Raw genomic sequence first — 14625 nt, forward strand, 5'->3', positions numbered from 1 at the left:
ACTCAAGATGGCAGAACCAAGCACCACAACTATCGCCGTAGCCTCTGCGGCCGGCGTCGGCTTCGCAAGCCTGTTCCCAGGCGTTGACGGTAACGCCCTGATCGGCGCTTTCGCCGGCGCGTCGCTCCTGGTAGTGAACTCCAAAGACATCAATATCCCCCAGCGCATCACCTACCTGGTGATTTCGCTGATCGTGGGCTACCTGGGCGCGCCCGATGTCGTCAACAACGTCACGGTTATCCGATCGACAGGCGTAGCCGCTTTCCTGGTTTCCGCCTCCGCGATCACCGTCACGCTGCAACTGCTGGAGCGTTTGAAAAACATTGATCTGCTGTCGTTCTTCGGCAAGAAAGGCAAGGACGAATGAACACTGAATTCATCGGCGCGCACATCGCCATGACTTTCTATTTCCTCGCTTGCGGCCGCGTGCTGCTGTACCGGAAAGAGGGCGCGCGCCACCGCCGCCACGTTTCCTGGATTGCCTGGGCAATCCTGGTTGTCCTGGCCGCCTCTGGCATCGACCTGCTGGTCAACCCGCGCGAGCTGGGCGTCATCGAAACCGCGCGCGCAATCCTCATCGACGTTTTTGTATTTGGCGCACGCGGCAACGTGGCGCGCTTACTCTGGAGAGAATGAACATGCTGTATAAATTTGGCGATCACGGCGCGGAAGTGGAAAACCTGCAAAAGCGGCTGACCAGCAGCGGCCACCCGGTCCCTGTGACCGGCTACTTTGACCACGGCACCGAGGCGGCCGTCATGGCGGTGCAGAAAGCGAAAGGCCTGGTAGTGGACGGCATCGCCGGCCCGAAAACCTTTATCGCGCTGCGCGGCGTGACGCTGCCGCACCACCTGACCGACGCCGACCTGGTGAACGCTGCCGAGCTGCTGGGCGTGCAAGTGGCGGCCGTGCGCGCCGTCAACGAGGTGGAATCTGTCGGCCAGGGCATGTTGCCGGATGGCCGCCCCAAAATCCTGTTTGAGCGCCACGTCTTCTGGAAGCGCCTGGAAGCGCACGGCATCGACCCGGCGCCGATCGCGGCCCACAAGCCGGCCCTGGTATCCCAGGAGCGCGGCGGCTACCAGGGCGGCGCGGCCGAGTACATGCGCCTGGCCGGCGCTATGCTGATCTGCGAGGCGGCGGCCTATGAGGCATGCTCCTGGGGCGCGTTCCAAATCATGGGCTATCACTGGAAAGACCTTGGCTACGAGAGCCTGGCGGAATTCGTCGCCGCGATGGAAGAAAGCGAAGCCGAGCAGCTCGGCGCGTTCGTTCGTTTCATCGCTCAAGACGCCGCGCTCCTGGCGGCGTTGAAGGCCCGCAAGTGGTCCACCTTCGCCAAGCTCTACAACGGCCCGGACTACGCCCGCAACCTCTACGACGCCAAACTGGCCCAGGCATACACCAAGTACAGCCAGGCCGAGAAGGCGGCCGCATGACGGCCCTTGCTGCGCGCCTGGCGGGCCTCAAGGGCGTCACCCTTCCGGCCTACGCGAAGTGGGCTGCAGCGGCCGCACTGATGGCCGCAGCCTACGGCGTCGGCCGACTGCACGAAGCGCGGCGCGGCGCTGACGCCATGATCGCCTACCAGGCGAAGCAAACCGCCCAGGGCGTCCGCATCGTTGAGCGCCAGGGCAAGGTGGTGACGGTCACGGAAACCAAATACCGCGACCGCATCCAAACCGTGTATGTGAAGGGAGAAGAAATTGAGAAAAGCATTCCTGTGTACGTCCAGCCGGCCGATGTTGGCCGCTTTGCTGTCAACGCTGGTTTTGTCCGCGTGCTCGCCGCCGGCTGGACTGGTGAAGCTGTCGGACCCGCCCGCGATTCTGACCGAGAACCCGCCGGCGTTCCGCTCGATGACATCGCCGCAACGGAAGTCCACAACGCCACAAGCTGCCGCGCCTGGCGCAAACAAGTCATCGGCTGGCGTGAGTTCTACGCCGGCCAGCAAGTAGCGATCAACGGCCAGGCCGGCACCTGGGCCGACTCCCTGGAGGATGACGATGAATAAGCCAGGTAGCCTACGCGCCGCGATCGCGGCGGCCGCGCCGGAATTGAAGACCTCACCGGACAAGTTCAACGTGTTCATCGACGGCGGCACCATCGTTTCTATTTCCACGTCCATGCCATCGTTTGAATATCGATGCACTATCAACCTGATATTGCTCGACTTCGCCGGCGACGCCGACCAGGTGTTTATTGCGCTGCTGGCCTGGGTTCGCACCAATCAGCCCGACTTGATGGACAACGACACGCTGCGGCAGTCGGCAATCAAGTTTGAGGTGGACCACCTCAACAACGAGACGTGCGACATTTCCATAACGCTGCCGCTCACAGAGTCGGTGCGCGTCACCAGGGACGCCGCCGGCGCGTACCAGGTGCAGCACCTCCAGGAGCCGGTACCGGACTGGCGCACCACTGGTTCCCTGGTAGCGTTGTAATGGACGACCTGACCGCGATAGAGGAATGGGCCGGCGGCTTGCTGGCCCAGCTCCAACCAGGCCAGCGCCGCGCCGTGGCCACGGACATTGCGCGCAAGCTGCGCCGCAGCCAGCAAAGCCGCATCAAAGACCAGCTCAACCCGGACGGCAGCAAATACGAGCCGCGAAAGCAGAAGCTGCGCGGCAAATCGGGCCGTATCAAGCGCAAGGCCATGTTCGCCAAGCTGCGCACCGTCAAGTACCTGAAAATCGATTCCGACGCCAACGGCCTGGCCGTGGGGTTCGCCGGCCGCGTCGCCGCCCTGGCGCGAGTCCACCAGGAGGGCGAAACGTCGCCGCTGCGCCCTGGCGGCCCCCGCTACAAGTACCCGGTGCGCCAGCTACTCGGTTTTACGGCCTCTGAACGCGAAATGATCCAAGACACTATCTTGGCCCACCTGACCCTATAAAACCCGCCAGCGGCCCGATTTCTGGCCCTGGCGGGCCTTTTAATGCAGCCGGCCCGCCGCAACCTTGTGGATTCGGGCGTTTTCTTCGCAACCTACCCATTTCAAGCCTGCTTCCTGGGCCGCTACCAGGTGCGTGCCGCAGCCGGCGAACAGGTCCAGCACCGTGCCGCCTTCCGGCACCAGGCGAACGACCTGGCGCGCTACCTCGATCGGCTTCTCGGTCAAATGCTTTTTCGGGAAGTCCAGCGCCGTGCTGAAAACGCCAGGCAAGTACACCGAGGCGTCTTTGTCCATATCCCCCTTGCTGGCCCACAGGATGAATTCGGCCTGTTGCTTGAAACCGCCCTTGCGTGGACGCGAGCGGCCGGTGGTCTTGTCCCACACTGCGATACCGCGCAGCGTAAAGCCGGCGGCCTGGATCACGTCCGTCAGCGTCGCCATTTGCCGCCAGTCGATATAGCAGACCAGGAGGCCGCCCGGTTTCATTGCGCGCTGTGCGGCGATCAACCAGGAGTGACACCAGAACGACCAGGAGCGCTGGTCCATGTTGTCGAAGTTGAAGTCCTCGTATTCCATCGCCGTAGCGTTGTTGATGTACTTCTGTCCGGTGGACTGCTTGCGCGTGCCGGAATGCAGACCGCCCGAAGAATACGGCGGATCGGTGAAAAGCATATCGATCGAATTGCGCGGCAGCGTGCGCACGAATTCCAGCGCGTCTACGTTGTGCAACTTGTTCAGATAATCGGTGGCGTCCTGCTTTGCTTTCTTCGTTGCTGCGATCTTTTTCACTTCCTGAATTTCCTATAAATGGTGAGGGAACGCCCGCAGCCAAAGGCCGCGATAGCGCATACCTGCCATTCTCGGAAATGTTTTGTGTCAGCACACCACCGAGCGAGTGTGGCCGCAGCGGGTACAAACGCATGTTGCTGACTCGCGCGCACGCGAGCGGCACCATGCAGACATGGACACTAACGAACTCTACCGGCTGATTTTGAACCTTGTACGCAAGGGCACGATTCTGGCCGTCGATCACGACAAAGAGGTATGCCGCGTGCAAAGCGGCGACCTGGAAACCAACTGGATCAACTGGCTTGCGCTGGCCGCCGGCGAAACGACCGACTGGAACCCGCCGACCGTGGGCGAACTGGTCTTGCTGTTCTGCCCTGGCGGCGATCCCACCGAGGGCGTAGCGCTGCGCGGCATCAACACCGACGAGGTGAAAGCGCCGAGCCACAAGCCGACCACGCATACCCGGCGCTATCCCGATGGCGCGGTCATTGAATACGACCACGAAGCGCACGCGCTCACCGTGACCATGCCGGAAGGTGGCACCGCTGTTTTCACCGTTCCCGCTTCGGTCACGATCAACACGAAGGCCGCGACTATCAACGCCAGCGACAGCGCGACGGTCAACACGAAGGCCGCGACCATCAACGCCGACGACAGCGCAACGATCAAATCGAAAAAGGTAACGATAGACGCACCTGACACCCTCTGCACAGGAAACCTGACCGTTCAAAAAACGCTGGCCTACCTGGGCGGTATGACCGGCAGCGGCAGCGCGCCAGGATCTGGCGGCAAGGCGGCCAAGATCAACGGCGGCATCGATGCCACCGACGACATTACGGCGAAAGGTATCAGCCTGGTCAAGCACGTCCACCAGGAGCAGGGTGACGGTAAAGACGTGGGGCCGGCGAAATGATCGGCATGGACGCAAAAACCGGCCGCAGCCTGCAAGGCCTGGCGCACCTGTACCAGTCAATCGGAAAAGTCCTCACGACGCCCGAAGGCTCTTGCGTCGCGCGCCGTACTTTCGGATCAAAGATTTTTTCACTGATCGACGCGCCGAACAATCCGGCCACGCGCGTGCGGCTGTATGCCGCCGCCGCCACGGCGTTGATGAAGTGGGAACCGCGCCTCAAGCTGACGCGCGTGTCCATTTCCGGCGCGCCGAGCATGGACGGCAAACAATCCCTGGACATCGAAGGCACCACCCGGATTTCCGGCGAACTGGTCAACACGTCCGTTTCTCTCTCCGCTGAAAGGACTGTATGAGCACGCCGATTGATTTAACGCTGCTGGCCGCGCCCGCCGTTGTCGAAGTCATCGACTATGAAACCCTGTACGCCAGCCGCAAGGCGCGCATGATTGCGCTGTGGCCGGCCGACCAGCAAGCCGAGGTGGCCGCCACCCTGGCGCTGGAGTCGGAACCGCTGGCCCGCAGCTTGCAGGAGAACACCTTTATCGAAATGGTGCTGCGCCAGCGCATCAACGACGCCGCGCGCGCCGTGATGCTCGCCTATGCGCAAGGCACCGACCTGGACCAGCTCGCCGCCGGCAAGAACCTGCAACGCCAGGTGTTGACGCCCGCCGACGAAGAGAACGGCATTCCCGCCGTGATGGAAAGCGATAGCGACTTGCGCTATCGAATCCAGATCGCACCGGAAAGCCTGTCTGTGGCCGGCCCCGAAGGCGCTTACGAGTCGCTGGCGCGCAACGCGGACGCGCGGGTACTCGATGCGTCCGTTGACAGCCCTACGCCTGGTCAAGTCCGCGTCACGATCCTGGCGCGCGACGGCGCGGGCGAAGCCAGCGGCGAGCTGACGGCGGCCGTCGCCGCCGCGCTGAACAGCAAGACCGCGCGCCCCCTGACGGATGAAGTTATTGTGGAGAGCGCCGAGATTCTCGGCTACATGGTGCGCGGCATCCTGTACACCTTTCCCGGCCCGGATTCCAGCGTGGTGCTGGCGACGGCGCGCAAGAACCTGGACACCTACATACAGACCTGTCACCGCCTGGGCCGCCGCGCCACGCGCGCCGGCATCGAAGCGGCCCTGATGGTCCCAGGGATGGAAAACGTGGTGCTGGAGCTGCCACAGGCCGACATCGTGACGACGAAGCGGCAAGCGCCTAACTGCACCCTGGTTGACCTGGCTTACGGCGGCGTCTATGGCGCTTAACCTGCTGCCACCGAACGCCACGCGGCTAGAGCGCGTCCTGGCCGAAGTCTGCGGCGTCATCGGCGATTTGCCGGTGACGATCCGCGAGATTATGGACCCGGACAAATGCCCCGTAGCGCTGCTGCCGTGGCTGGCCTGGGCCGTCCATGTGGACGCCTGGGACGATGCCTGGAGCGAAGCGCAAAAGCGCGCCGTCATCAAATCGGCCTACCAGGTCCATGTACAGAAAGGCACCGTGGCGTCCGTCGAATCCGCCCTGGCGGCCCTGGGCGTGACTGCTGATGTCGTTGAGTGGTGGCAGCAATCGCCGCGCGGCGTGCCTTACACCTTCCGCCTCGACGTGGACACGGAAAACGTGGGCATGACGGAAGTTTTCGCGCAGTCGATCGAACGCCAGGTGGCGGCCGTCAAGCCAGCCCGTTCACATTTCACCGTCCAGTTTATCGCCAAGACCCGCCCCGCAATCAGCGTAGGCGTGGCGGTACAGGACGTAATCATTACCAGCGTCTACCCAAAACAGAAATGAGCCAAACCTACTATTCCCTAATAACCGCCGCCGGCCTGGCCGAGCTGGCGGACGCGCAAGTAGCGCGCGAAGTTGTCCCGTTCACCCATATCGCTATCGGGGACGGCAACGGCCATGCAACCGCCCCGGACGAGAACACCGCCGGCCTGGTAAACAAGGTCTACCAGGTGGAAATCAGCAGCATCAAGAAAGACCCGACGCACCCCACCTGGTTCATTTTTGAAGCGGCCGTACCGGAAGACGTGGGCGGCTGGACCGCGCGCGAGCTGGCCCTGATCGGTGGCCGCGTACCAGGCAAGGTCATGGCCGTCAGCAACTACCCGGCGGTGGAGAAGGTGGCGGCCGCCGACGGCAGCGCCCGCGCAATGATCGTGCGTTTTTACATGGAATACGTCAACGGGGCCGTTATCAGCCTCTCGGTCAATCCCCAGGCCTACGCCACGGCGCAATCGGTGTTGCAGTCGATCGCGGACCACATGGCGGCGCTGGACCCTCACCCGCAGTATTTGACCAAGGCCGAGGCCGACGCCTTCTACGACACGATCGGCCTGGCCGCTGACGCGATCCAGCAGGACGCGGCCCGCCTGTCCAGTCACATCGCGGCGGCCGATCCGCACCCGCAGTACGTCAACGGCGCCAGGGCGGCTGCAGCAAATGCCAACCGCTGGGCCGAAGAATTTTTTAACGCAGCAGGATAGAAAGGAAACACATCAATGGCAGTGAAAAGCGGCGATTTGGGCGGCGGCACCCTGGAAGCCGGGAAAGAAAAGATCGGCTATGCGTGCGCCGCGCCGGCCGTGGCGGCAACGATCACCGTCTCGTTTTGCAACAAGTCCCTGGGGCCGGTGAAAGTCCGCCTGGCGCTCGGCCCTGGCGCGGACAGCAAGGCGGCCGGAACGCGGTTCTTGGAATTCGATTCCGAGGTAGGAAAGACACTGGAGCGCACCGGCATCGCCGTTTCTGCGGGAACCAACGTGTTCGTGCAATGCGACCAGGCAAACACAGATTACGCCATCTACGGCTATGAAAAACAGTAAGGAGTAAGCAATGGGACGTAATGTAAGCGCTGCATCTAGCGCCAGTTCTTCGCAGCCGGTCTACTACACGACCGTCACCGTAGGCGAGGACGTACAGCAAGGGCAAATCGCCGTGCTGGGCGAGGACAATCTCGCCTACTACGGCGCGGACCCAGCCGTGCCGGCAAATTCGGTTCGGCCAATCGTCAACCTGACGCCGATCATCAACGCTATCTTGATGCCGGCACCGGCGCGGCCGACCGATACGAACGGCATCAACAGCACCAACCAGTCCAGCTCCTGGGGGGGCTTGAACTGTATCGCCGGCGCGGCCCTCTCAAATGGCAACTACGTAGTCGCGTGGCAGCTCAACAGCGGCAATTTCCCGGTACAGTTCGCCATCTTCAACAACGCCGGCCAGCAGCAGGGCGCGGTGGTTACTGTGGACGGTGCAGCCGCAACTGGTACCACGGCTTTCTGTGTTTCCATCGCGGCACTGACCGGCGGTGGCTTCGCCCTCGCCTTCGGTCGAACCGTGGCCCCCTGGGTGCAATACGGCGTCTACGACAACAACGGGGCCGTGGTGAAAGCGCTTACAGCCGTCAACGCCGCCATTACCGGAGTGGGCGGTGGTGGCACGCAAATTTACGCGCTCGCCTTGAGCAACGGCGGATTCGCCTTGGCATACATGAATACGTCTGTTCCAGTGACGGCCTACGCGGTGTATGACGCCACCGGCACCGTAGTCAAAGCCAATACGGCCTTGGCCGGCGGCGGCAACGGCTTTGTGCAAGGCGCTGCTTTCTCCGCTGCCCAGGGAGGCGGCTTTGTCATCGCTTACAGCACGCAAACCAATGGCACGATGGTGCAGAAATTCAAGAATGACGGAACCGCCGTAGCGGCAGCAGCGGCCACCGGCGGCGGCAACAGCAACTACAGCGCAGTAACGCCGAACGGTAATGCTGGCGGCTTCGCCGTCGCATCGCTGGTATCAGCAAATTTGACGGTCACGCTCTACAACACGAACGGCATCCAAGCAGCCGCCCCGGCAAGTGCGGGAGCCGTATCCACCGGCGCGACCTACCCGCGTATCGTCGGCCTGGCGAATGGCGATGTTGCCGTTGCCATGATGGGCAGCGGCACCAACATTACGCTTGCCTTCCACAGCGGCACCACTGGCAAAGTCTTAAAGTCCTACACCTACGCCCAAATTCCGCTTACCTACAACAGCAACGCCGACGTGTCTTTGTACGCGACCAAGGCGGGCGGCCTGTCCCTGATCGGCATGCTTTCCGGTGGCTCGCTGCAATGTGCTTTCGACGCAAACTACAACCTGGCGGCCCCCTATGTGGCGCTGCCTACGCCCTATGTCCCATATGGGAACACGCCGCCTGTGTTCTTCCCACTGGTGAACCCGGTAAAGGCAAGCGCCGACCTCGCCGTGCTGGCGGGGCAGACCAACACCGGCGGCCTGTTTGTCGGCCAGATCATGCCCTACATGCCTCGATTTATCCCTCTCGGCGTCTACACGAATAACGCGGCCAAGGGACAAACAGCCCAGGTCCAGTACACCGGATCGATAAGCCTGGCCGTTGGCTTCCAGGCTCCTTACAACGTCGACGCGCAATCGCAAACGCCGCCAGGTCAGCGTATGAGCATCGTCGGCAATAGCGTAATCATGAACGGTATGCAGTCTTCGTCGCGCGTGCGCCGAAACATCAACTAAGAAAGGAAGGAAATGGCATCCGGTATTCTCGGAATTCTTAACGGCGTGGGGAGTCTCTCCTACACCCCGACAGTAAATTCGCAAGTCCTATTAACCGCCTCTGGCAGTAGCGTTCCCGCAATCAGCATCAATGGCGTCAGCGGCTTGATAGCCTCGCAAGGAGTGACGTTGAAGTTGTTTGTCGGAGCAAATCAAACCCTGACAGTCGGTACCGTAGCAAGTACTACCGTACTCGTTTCTTGCCTGGAGGAAGAAGCACAATGAAAATCGTTTTTGTTACTGATGGCCGCGTAGTCGGCACAGCCTTGCCTACCTCCCCGCTTGTGGTTGTTGAATGCCCTTCTCAAGACGTGGTGAAAATTTTAGTCGCGACCGAAACCCAGGTGGAAGAAGGCTGGACCCATGATGTAGTTGATGGCGTCGATGTATTCAGCAAACCTACGCCAAAACCGCCGACTGTTGGCCCGAATGAATTCCATTTTCTGTGGACAATTCAAGAGCAGATGGTTATTGAAGAACTTCGCGCCGATGACGTGGGCGTGAATCTGTTCATGCGCCGGCTGGACGATCCGCGTACTACCGAGGTAGTACTGTCGGCGTCCGCTGTTCAAGCGGCGATCGCACACACCATTGACGCTTTGGTAGCGGCCGGCGTCATCGCACCAGAAAACCGCGACAAGCGGCTGGCGGCAATTATCAGCGGGAAGCCGGTATGAGCGCGGCGGTAATCGGGAAGCTGTTAGCTGAACTGGCCGAATCTCTGCGCGAGCGCGCGGCCAAGTTCGCTATCTTCCTGGTTTGTCAGCTCGCGCATGCCCTGGCGTCCCTGTGGATGCTTGCCGCGATCGTCACAGGAAGCGACCGCTACTGGCGGATTGCGCGCGGCTACGATCGCGTAGGCAACGCCGCCACCGGCGGCCTGGACACTGAAACGGTAAGCAGCCGCGCAAGCCGAGCCAGGAAAGAGGGGCGGCGCTGGGGCTGCATCTTATGTCGCATCCTTGACCGAATCGACCCCGACCATTGCAGCAAATCCGAAGGCGTATAACGCGCCGCGGCCTCCGTAAATCCCTCCCTTTTCGGCCGGTTTCTGACAAAAACCGGCCGAGTCATTTGTACCCGCTTCCACCACATTCGCAAGTTGATGCGCTTCCCGCACGCGCGCGGCAAGCTGTCGCCACTGTCAGCACACACAGCACCACGACCGCACCCGCGATCGCGGTTTATCACCACCACCAGGAGTAATTTTTTATGGCAAACGACGACTACCACCACGGTATCCGCGTCACCGAAGTCAACCAGGGTACGCGCCCTATCCGCACCGTATCGTCCTCGATCGTGGGCATGGTCTGCACCGCCGAGGATGCAGACCCGGCAGTATTCCCGCTGGATACGCCCGTACTGCTGACCAACGTTGTAACCGCGCTGGGCAGCGCTGGCACCAAAGGCACCTTGCGCGCGGCGCTGGTAGCCATCGGCGCGCAGACCAAGCCGCTCACTGTGGTTGTGCGCGTGGCCGAAGGCGCGACGCCGGCGGAAACCGCCGCCAACGTCATCGGCACCGTAACGCCCCAGGGCAAATATACGGGCCTCAAGGCGCTGCTTGGCGCGCAAGGCCGCCTGAAGGTCAAGCCGCGCATCATCGGCGCGCCTTGGCTCGATACGCAAGCCGTGGCGGCCGAAGTTGTAGCGACCGCGCAGAAGCTGCGCGCCTTCTCCTACGTTTCGGCCAATGGCTGCGCCACCAAGGAAGACGCGGCCGCCTACCGCGCGCTGTTCGCCGCCCGCGAAGTCATGGTCATTTGGCCTGAGTTCCTGGCGCTGGACACCGTAACCAAGAAAGAAACGGTAGTCCCGGCCGTGGCCTACGCCCTGGGCCTGCGCGCCAAGATCGACAACGATACTGGCTGGCATAAGACACTTTCTAACGTCGCGGTCAACGGCGTCACCGGCATTTCCAAAGACGTGTTTTGGGACTTGCAAGACCCGAACACCGACGCGGGCTACCTGAACAGCAAGGAAATCACGACCCTGATTTGCGTGGATGGCTTCCGCTTCTGGGGTAGCCGCACCTGTTCCGATGATCCGCTGTTCGCCTTCGAGAACTACACCCGCACGGCGCAAATCCTGGCCGACACGATGGCCGAGGCGCATATGTGGGCCGTGGACAAGGATATGTACGCATCCCTGGTCAAAGACATCCTGAACGGCATCAACGCCAAGCTGGCGGCGCTGAAAGCCGGCGGCTACATCATCGACGGTAGCGCCTGGTATGACGACACGCTCAACAGTGTTGACGACCTCAAGGCCGGCAAGCTGCGCATCTCCTACGACTACACCCCGGTGCCGCCGCTGGAAGATTTGGAGCTGATCCAGCGCATTACGGATACCTACCTGATGGACTTCGCCGCCAGCATCGCGGCGTCCTGACCAATCACCAAACCATAGCAAGGAAAAGAGAGCATGGGTTTACCTACCACCCTGAAAAACTTCGCTGTCTTCAATGACGGTAACAACTACCAGGGCCAAGTGTCGGAAGTCACTTTGCCGAAGCTGACCCGAAAGCTGGAAGACTGGCGCGGCGGCGGCATGAACGGCCCTATCAAACTGGACTACGGCCAGGAAGGTATGTCTATCGAATGCACCTACGGCGGCATCATGCGCACGGTGCTGGAGCAATGGGGCTCGCTGACCCATGACGGCGTGCAAATGCGTTTCGCCGGCGCATACCAGGCCGAGGACAACGCAACCCCGGACGCGGTGGAAGTCGTCATGCGCGGCCGCCACGGCGAATTCGATTTCGGCAATGCCAAGCCAGGCGACGCCAGCCCGTTCAAAGTCAAGACCGAGCTGAGCTACTACAAGCTGACCATCAACGGCCAAGACATCATCGAAATCGACCTGGTGAACATGATCGAAAAAATCAACGGCGTGGACAACCTGGCGAAAGTCCGTACCGCGATCGGCCTGTAATTCAAACCCAATCCCCGCCCGATCGGGCGGGACACCCAACATAGAAAACTGAGGAATCACCATGACCACCACCACCGTTAAAGACCCGAACACCTACACCCTGACCTCGCCTCTGCAACGCGGCAACCAGACCATCACCGACGTGACCTTGCGCCGCCCGCTGGCCGGCGAGCTGCGCGGCACCAAGCTGACCGCCATCGTCGACCTGGATATCGACTCGATGGCAAAGGTGTTCCCGCGCATCACCACGCCGATGCTGACCGAGCAGGACGTGTACCGCCTGGACCCGGCCGACATTCTGCAATTGGGCGGGCTGTTCAACGCTTTTTTCTTGCCGAAGGAGCAGCCAGCGAACACGGAATCCCCGACCGAGTAGAAAACGCGATGGCCGATATCGCCGTGGTGTTCCATTGGACGCCACAGGCGATGGACGGCATGAGCCTGGCTGAACTGATGGACTGGCGCGAGCAAGCGCGCATACGAAGTGGGAACGAGTAAATGTCAAACGAACTGAAATTGCGCGTGCTGTTCGATATGGTGGACCGCGTAACGCGGCCGCTGCGCAATGTCCTGGAAGGGAACAAGGGCGCGGCTAAAGCACTGAGCGAAACCCGCAACCGGCTCAAAGAGCTGGGAAAGACGCAACAGGACGTGGGCGCGTTCCGCGAGCTGCGCACCGGATTGCGCGACACCGACGCCCAGCTCGCCGCCGCGCAGCAGCGCGTTAGAACCCTGGCCGGCGAGATGGGGCGATCCGGCCCGCCGACCAGGGCGATGGCGCGGGATTTTGAAAGCGCGAAGCGGGCTGCAGCAGAATTGACCGCCACCCAGGCGCGGCAGCAAAACGAGCTGCGCGAGCTGCGCGGCCGCCTGGCCGGCGCGGGCATCGACACCCGCAGCCTGGCGCAGCACGAACGCAACTTGCGCGGCGAGATCGAATCAACCACGGCGGCGATGCGCCAGCAGCAAGCCCGCCTGGCTGAGCTGGCCGCGCGCGAGCGGCGCGTAGCCGAGGCGCGTAGCCGCATGGAACGCACCCAGGCAACCGCCGGCCGCCTGGCCGGTAGCGGCGCTGGCGCGCTGGCCGCCGGCGCTGTCACCGGCGCGGCATTGAAAGCACCTGTCACCGAGTACGCCAAGGCCGAGGATTCCGCTACCCAGCTCAAGGTTGCCTTGATGCGCGCCGGCGCGGTAGTTCCTCCCGAATTCCAGAAAATCAACGACCTGGCGATGAAGCTGGGCGACAAGCTGCCAGGCACCACCGCCGACTTCCAAGACATGATGACCATGTTGAGTCGCCAGGGCATCGGTGCGCAAACCATCCTGGGCGGCGTGGGAGAGGCCACCGCCTACCTGGGCGTCCAGCTCAAGAAAGCGCCGGCAGAGGCGGCCGAGTTCGCGGCGAAATTGCAGGACGCCACGCGCTCCACCGACAAGGAAATGATGGGCCTGATGGACGTTATCCAAAAGACGTTCTATCTCGGCGTGGATGACAGCAACATGCTGCAAGGCTTCGCCAAGCTGTCGCCGGCAATGGACACGCTCAAGGTAAAAGGCCTGGAAGGGGCGAAAGCCCTGGCACCGTTGCTGGTCATGGCAGACCAGGCGGGCATGGCCGGCGAATCCGCCGGCAACGCATACCGCAAGATTTTCCAGATGTCGATGGACAAAGCGAAGATCGACAAGGCAAACAAGCAGCTCGGCCCAGGTAACAAGCTGGAATTCACGAACGGTAAAGGCGAGTTCGGCGGCTTCGATCAAATGTTCAAGCAGTTCAAAAAGCTTGAAGGCCTCACCACGCAAAAGCGCCTGGGCGTGCTGAAAGAGGTATTCGGGGACGATGCGGAAACGCTGCAAGTCGTCGCGCTACTGATCGAAAAGGGCGCGAATGGCTACGGCGAAGTGCAAGCCAAGATGAACGCCCAGGCGTCCTTGCAGCAGCGCGTAAATACCCAGCTCGGCACCCTTAAGAATCTGTGGGAAGCTGCCGGCGGCACATTTACAAACGGCCTGGTAGCGATGGGCGATTCTATCTCGCCAGAACTGAAAGCCACCACCGAATGGCTGGGCGATATGGCGCAAAGCGTGGGACAGTGGGCGCGCGAAAATCCGAAGCTGGCCGGCGGCCTGATGAAGACTGCCGCCGCCCTGGCCCTGGTGCTGACCGTGGGCGGCGGCCTCATGCTCACCGTGGCGTCCATTCTCGGCCCTATGGCGGTCCTGCGGTTCAGCATGACCACGCTGGGAATGCAGGGCGGGTTGCTGGCAAACGTGTTCCGCATGGCCGCCTCACCGCTTCGCCTGGTTGGCTCGGCCATCATGTTCATCGGCCGCGCGCTACTGATGAACCCTATAGGCCTGACGATTACCGCTATTGGCCTGGCCGCGTATGGCATCTACAAGTATTGGGGACCGATCAAAGAATTTTTCGGCGGCATTTGGGACGGCGTGAAGGCCGCCTTTGCCGGCGGTATTAGCGGCATCGGCGCGCTTATCGTGAACTGGTCCCCGCTCGGCCTGTTCTACCAGGG

General features: G+C 61.9%; 21 protein-coding genes. 20 read left to right on the forward strand and 1 reads right to left on the reverse strand.

The genetic code is table 11. The features are described 5' to 3' along the window. The first annotated feature begins 7 nt into the window (after positions 1–7). From GTP45_RS27470 to GTP45_RS27495, 6 genes are read left to right on the forward strand one after another with little or no spacing between them, the layout of a single operon-like run. Positions 8–367, forward strand: a complete 360-nt coding sequence (locus tag GTP45_RS27470; RefSeq protein ID WP_161017028.1) for a putative holin — start codon at positions 8–10, stop codon at positions 365–367. Further along, positions 364–636, forward strand: coding sequence for a phage holin family protein (locus GTP45_RS27475; RefSeq protein WP_229258676.1), 273 nt, complete (start codon positions 364–366; stop codon positions 634–636). The genes GTP45_RS27470 and GTP45_RS27475 overlap by 4 nt, the downstream gene beginning before the upstream one ends. After that, complete coding sequence (locus GTP45_RS27480; RefSeq protein ID WP_161017029.1) at positions 633–1439, forward strand: N-acetylmuramidase domain-containing protein; 807 nt, start codon at positions 633–635, stop codon at positions 1437–1439. The genes GTP45_RS27475 and GTP45_RS27480 overlap by 4 nt, the downstream gene beginning before the upstream one ends. Beyond that, the gene (locus GTP45_RS27485) at positions 1436–2014 is read left to right on the forward strand and encodes a hypothetical protein (RefSeq protein WP_161017030.1); all 579 of its coding nucleotides are present in this window, start codon (positions 1436–1438) and stop codon (positions 2012–2014) included. The genes GTP45_RS27480 and GTP45_RS27485 overlap by 4 nt, the downstream gene beginning before the upstream one ends. After that, a complete protein-coding gene (locus GTP45_RS27490) occupies positions 2007–2444 on the forward strand; it encodes a phage tail protein (RefSeq protein ID WP_161017031.1) in 438 nt (145 codons plus the stop codon). The genes GTP45_RS27485 and GTP45_RS27490 overlap by 8 nt, the downstream gene beginning before the upstream one ends. After that, positions 2444–2893: a phage virion morphogenesis protein gene (locus GTP45_RS27495; protein WP_161017032.1), complete on the forward strand. Its 450-nt coding sequence runs from the start codon at positions 2444–2446 to the stop codon at positions 2891–2893. Before GTP45_RS27490 ends, GTP45_RS27495 begins: the two co-directional genes overlap by 1 nt. Before the next feature lie 39 nt (positions 2894–2932). Here GTP45_RS27495 and GTP45_RS27500 read toward each other — a convergent pair whose 3' ends face one another. After that, positions 2933–3682, reverse strand: coding sequence for a DNA-methyltransferase (locus GTP45_RS27500; RefSeq protein WP_371874532.1), 750 nt, complete (start codon positions 3680–3682; stop codon positions 2933–2935). A 172-nt stretch (positions 3683–3854) separates the two neighbouring features. On the opposite strand from GTP45_RS27500, the gene GTP45_RS27505 reads away from it, so the two are divergent. From GTP45_RS27505 to GTP45_RS27570, 14 genes are all read left to right on the forward strand, one after another. Further along, positions 3855–4595, forward strand: a complete 741-nt coding sequence (locus GTP45_RS27505) for a phage baseplate assembly protein V (protein ID WP_161017033.1) — start codon at positions 3855–3857, stop codon at positions 4593–4595. Then, positions 4592–4948: a GPW/gp25 family protein gene (locus GTP45_RS27510; protein ID WP_161017034.1), complete on the forward strand. Its 357-nt coding sequence runs from the start codon at positions 4592–4594 to the stop codon at positions 4946–4948. Before GTP45_RS27505 ends, GTP45_RS27510 begins: the two co-directional genes overlap by 4 nt. Then, complete coding sequence (locus GTP45_RS27515) at positions 4945–5853, forward strand: baseplate J/gp47 family protein (RefSeq protein ID WP_161017035.1); 909 nt, start codon at positions 4945–4947, stop codon at positions 5851–5853. The genes GTP45_RS27510 and GTP45_RS27515 overlap by 4 nt, the downstream gene beginning before the upstream one ends. After that, a complete protein-coding gene (locus GTP45_RS27520) occupies positions 5843–6379 on the forward strand; it encodes a phage tail protein I (protein WP_161017036.1) in 537 nt (178 codons plus the stop codon). The genes GTP45_RS27515 and GTP45_RS27520 overlap by 11 nt, the downstream gene beginning before the upstream one ends. Further along, positions 6376–7077 (forward strand): phage tail protein, encoded by a 702-nt coding sequence (locus GTP45_RS27525; RefSeq protein ID WP_161017037.1) that lies wholly within the window; start codon positions 6376–6378, stop codon positions 7075–7077. Before GTP45_RS27520 ends, GTP45_RS27525 begins: the two co-directional genes overlap by 4 nt. Before the next feature lie 15 nt (positions 7078–7092). Next, on the forward strand, positions 7093–7416 hold the full coding sequence (locus GTP45_RS27530; RefSeq protein WP_161017038.1) for a hypothetical protein: 324 nt from the start codon (positions 7093–7095) through the stop codon (positions 7414–7416). A 10-nt stretch (positions 7417–7426) separates the two neighbouring features. Beyond that, positions 7427–9121, forward strand: coding sequence for a hypothetical protein (locus GTP45_RS27535; protein ID WP_161017039.1), 1695 nt, complete (start codon positions 7427–7429; stop codon positions 9119–9121). A 260-nt stretch (positions 9122–9381) separates the two neighbouring features. After that, on the forward strand, positions 9382–9837 hold the full coding sequence (locus GTP45_RS27540; RefSeq protein ID WP_161017040.1) for a hypothetical protein: 456 nt from the start codon (positions 9382–9384) through the stop codon (positions 9835–9837). After that, positions 9834–10169, forward strand: coding sequence for a hypothetical protein (locus GTP45_RS28935; protein ID WP_229258677.1), 336 nt, complete (start codon positions 9834–9836; stop codon positions 10167–10169). The genes GTP45_RS27540 and GTP45_RS28935 overlap by 4 nt, the downstream gene beginning before the upstream one ends. Positions 10170–10372: 203 nt before the next feature. Beyond that, on the forward strand, positions 10373–11551 hold the full coding sequence (locus GTP45_RS27550) for a phage tail sheath protein (RefSeq protein ID WP_161017041.1): 1179 nt from the start codon (positions 10373–10375) through the stop codon (positions 11549–11551). 33 nt (positions 11552–11584) lie between these two features. Then, complete coding sequence (locus GTP45_RS27555; RefSeq protein ID WP_161017042.1) at positions 11585–12094, forward strand: phage major tail tube protein; 510 nt, start codon at positions 11585–11587, stop codon at positions 12092–12094. Positions 12095–12155: 61 nt separating this feature from the next. Next, a complete protein-coding gene (locus GTP45_RS27560) occupies positions 12156–12470 on the forward strand; it encodes a phage tail assembly protein (protein ID WP_161017043.1) in 315 nt (104 codons plus the stop codon). An 8-nt stretch (positions 12471–12478) separates the two neighbouring features. Further along, entirely contained in the window at positions 12479–12592 is a 114-nt protein-coding gene (locus GTP45_RS27565) for a GpE family phage tail protein (protein WP_161017044.1), read from the forward strand. Continuing rightward, on the forward strand, positions 12593–14625 hold a 2033-nt coding region (locus GTP45_RS27570), incomplete at its 3' end, for a phage tail tape measure protein (protein ID WP_161017045.1).

Source organism: Duganella rivi (assembly GCF_009857435.1).
GTDB lineage: Bacteria > Pseudomonadota > Gammaproteobacteria > Burkholderiales > Burkholderiaceae_D > Rugamonas > Rugamonas rivi.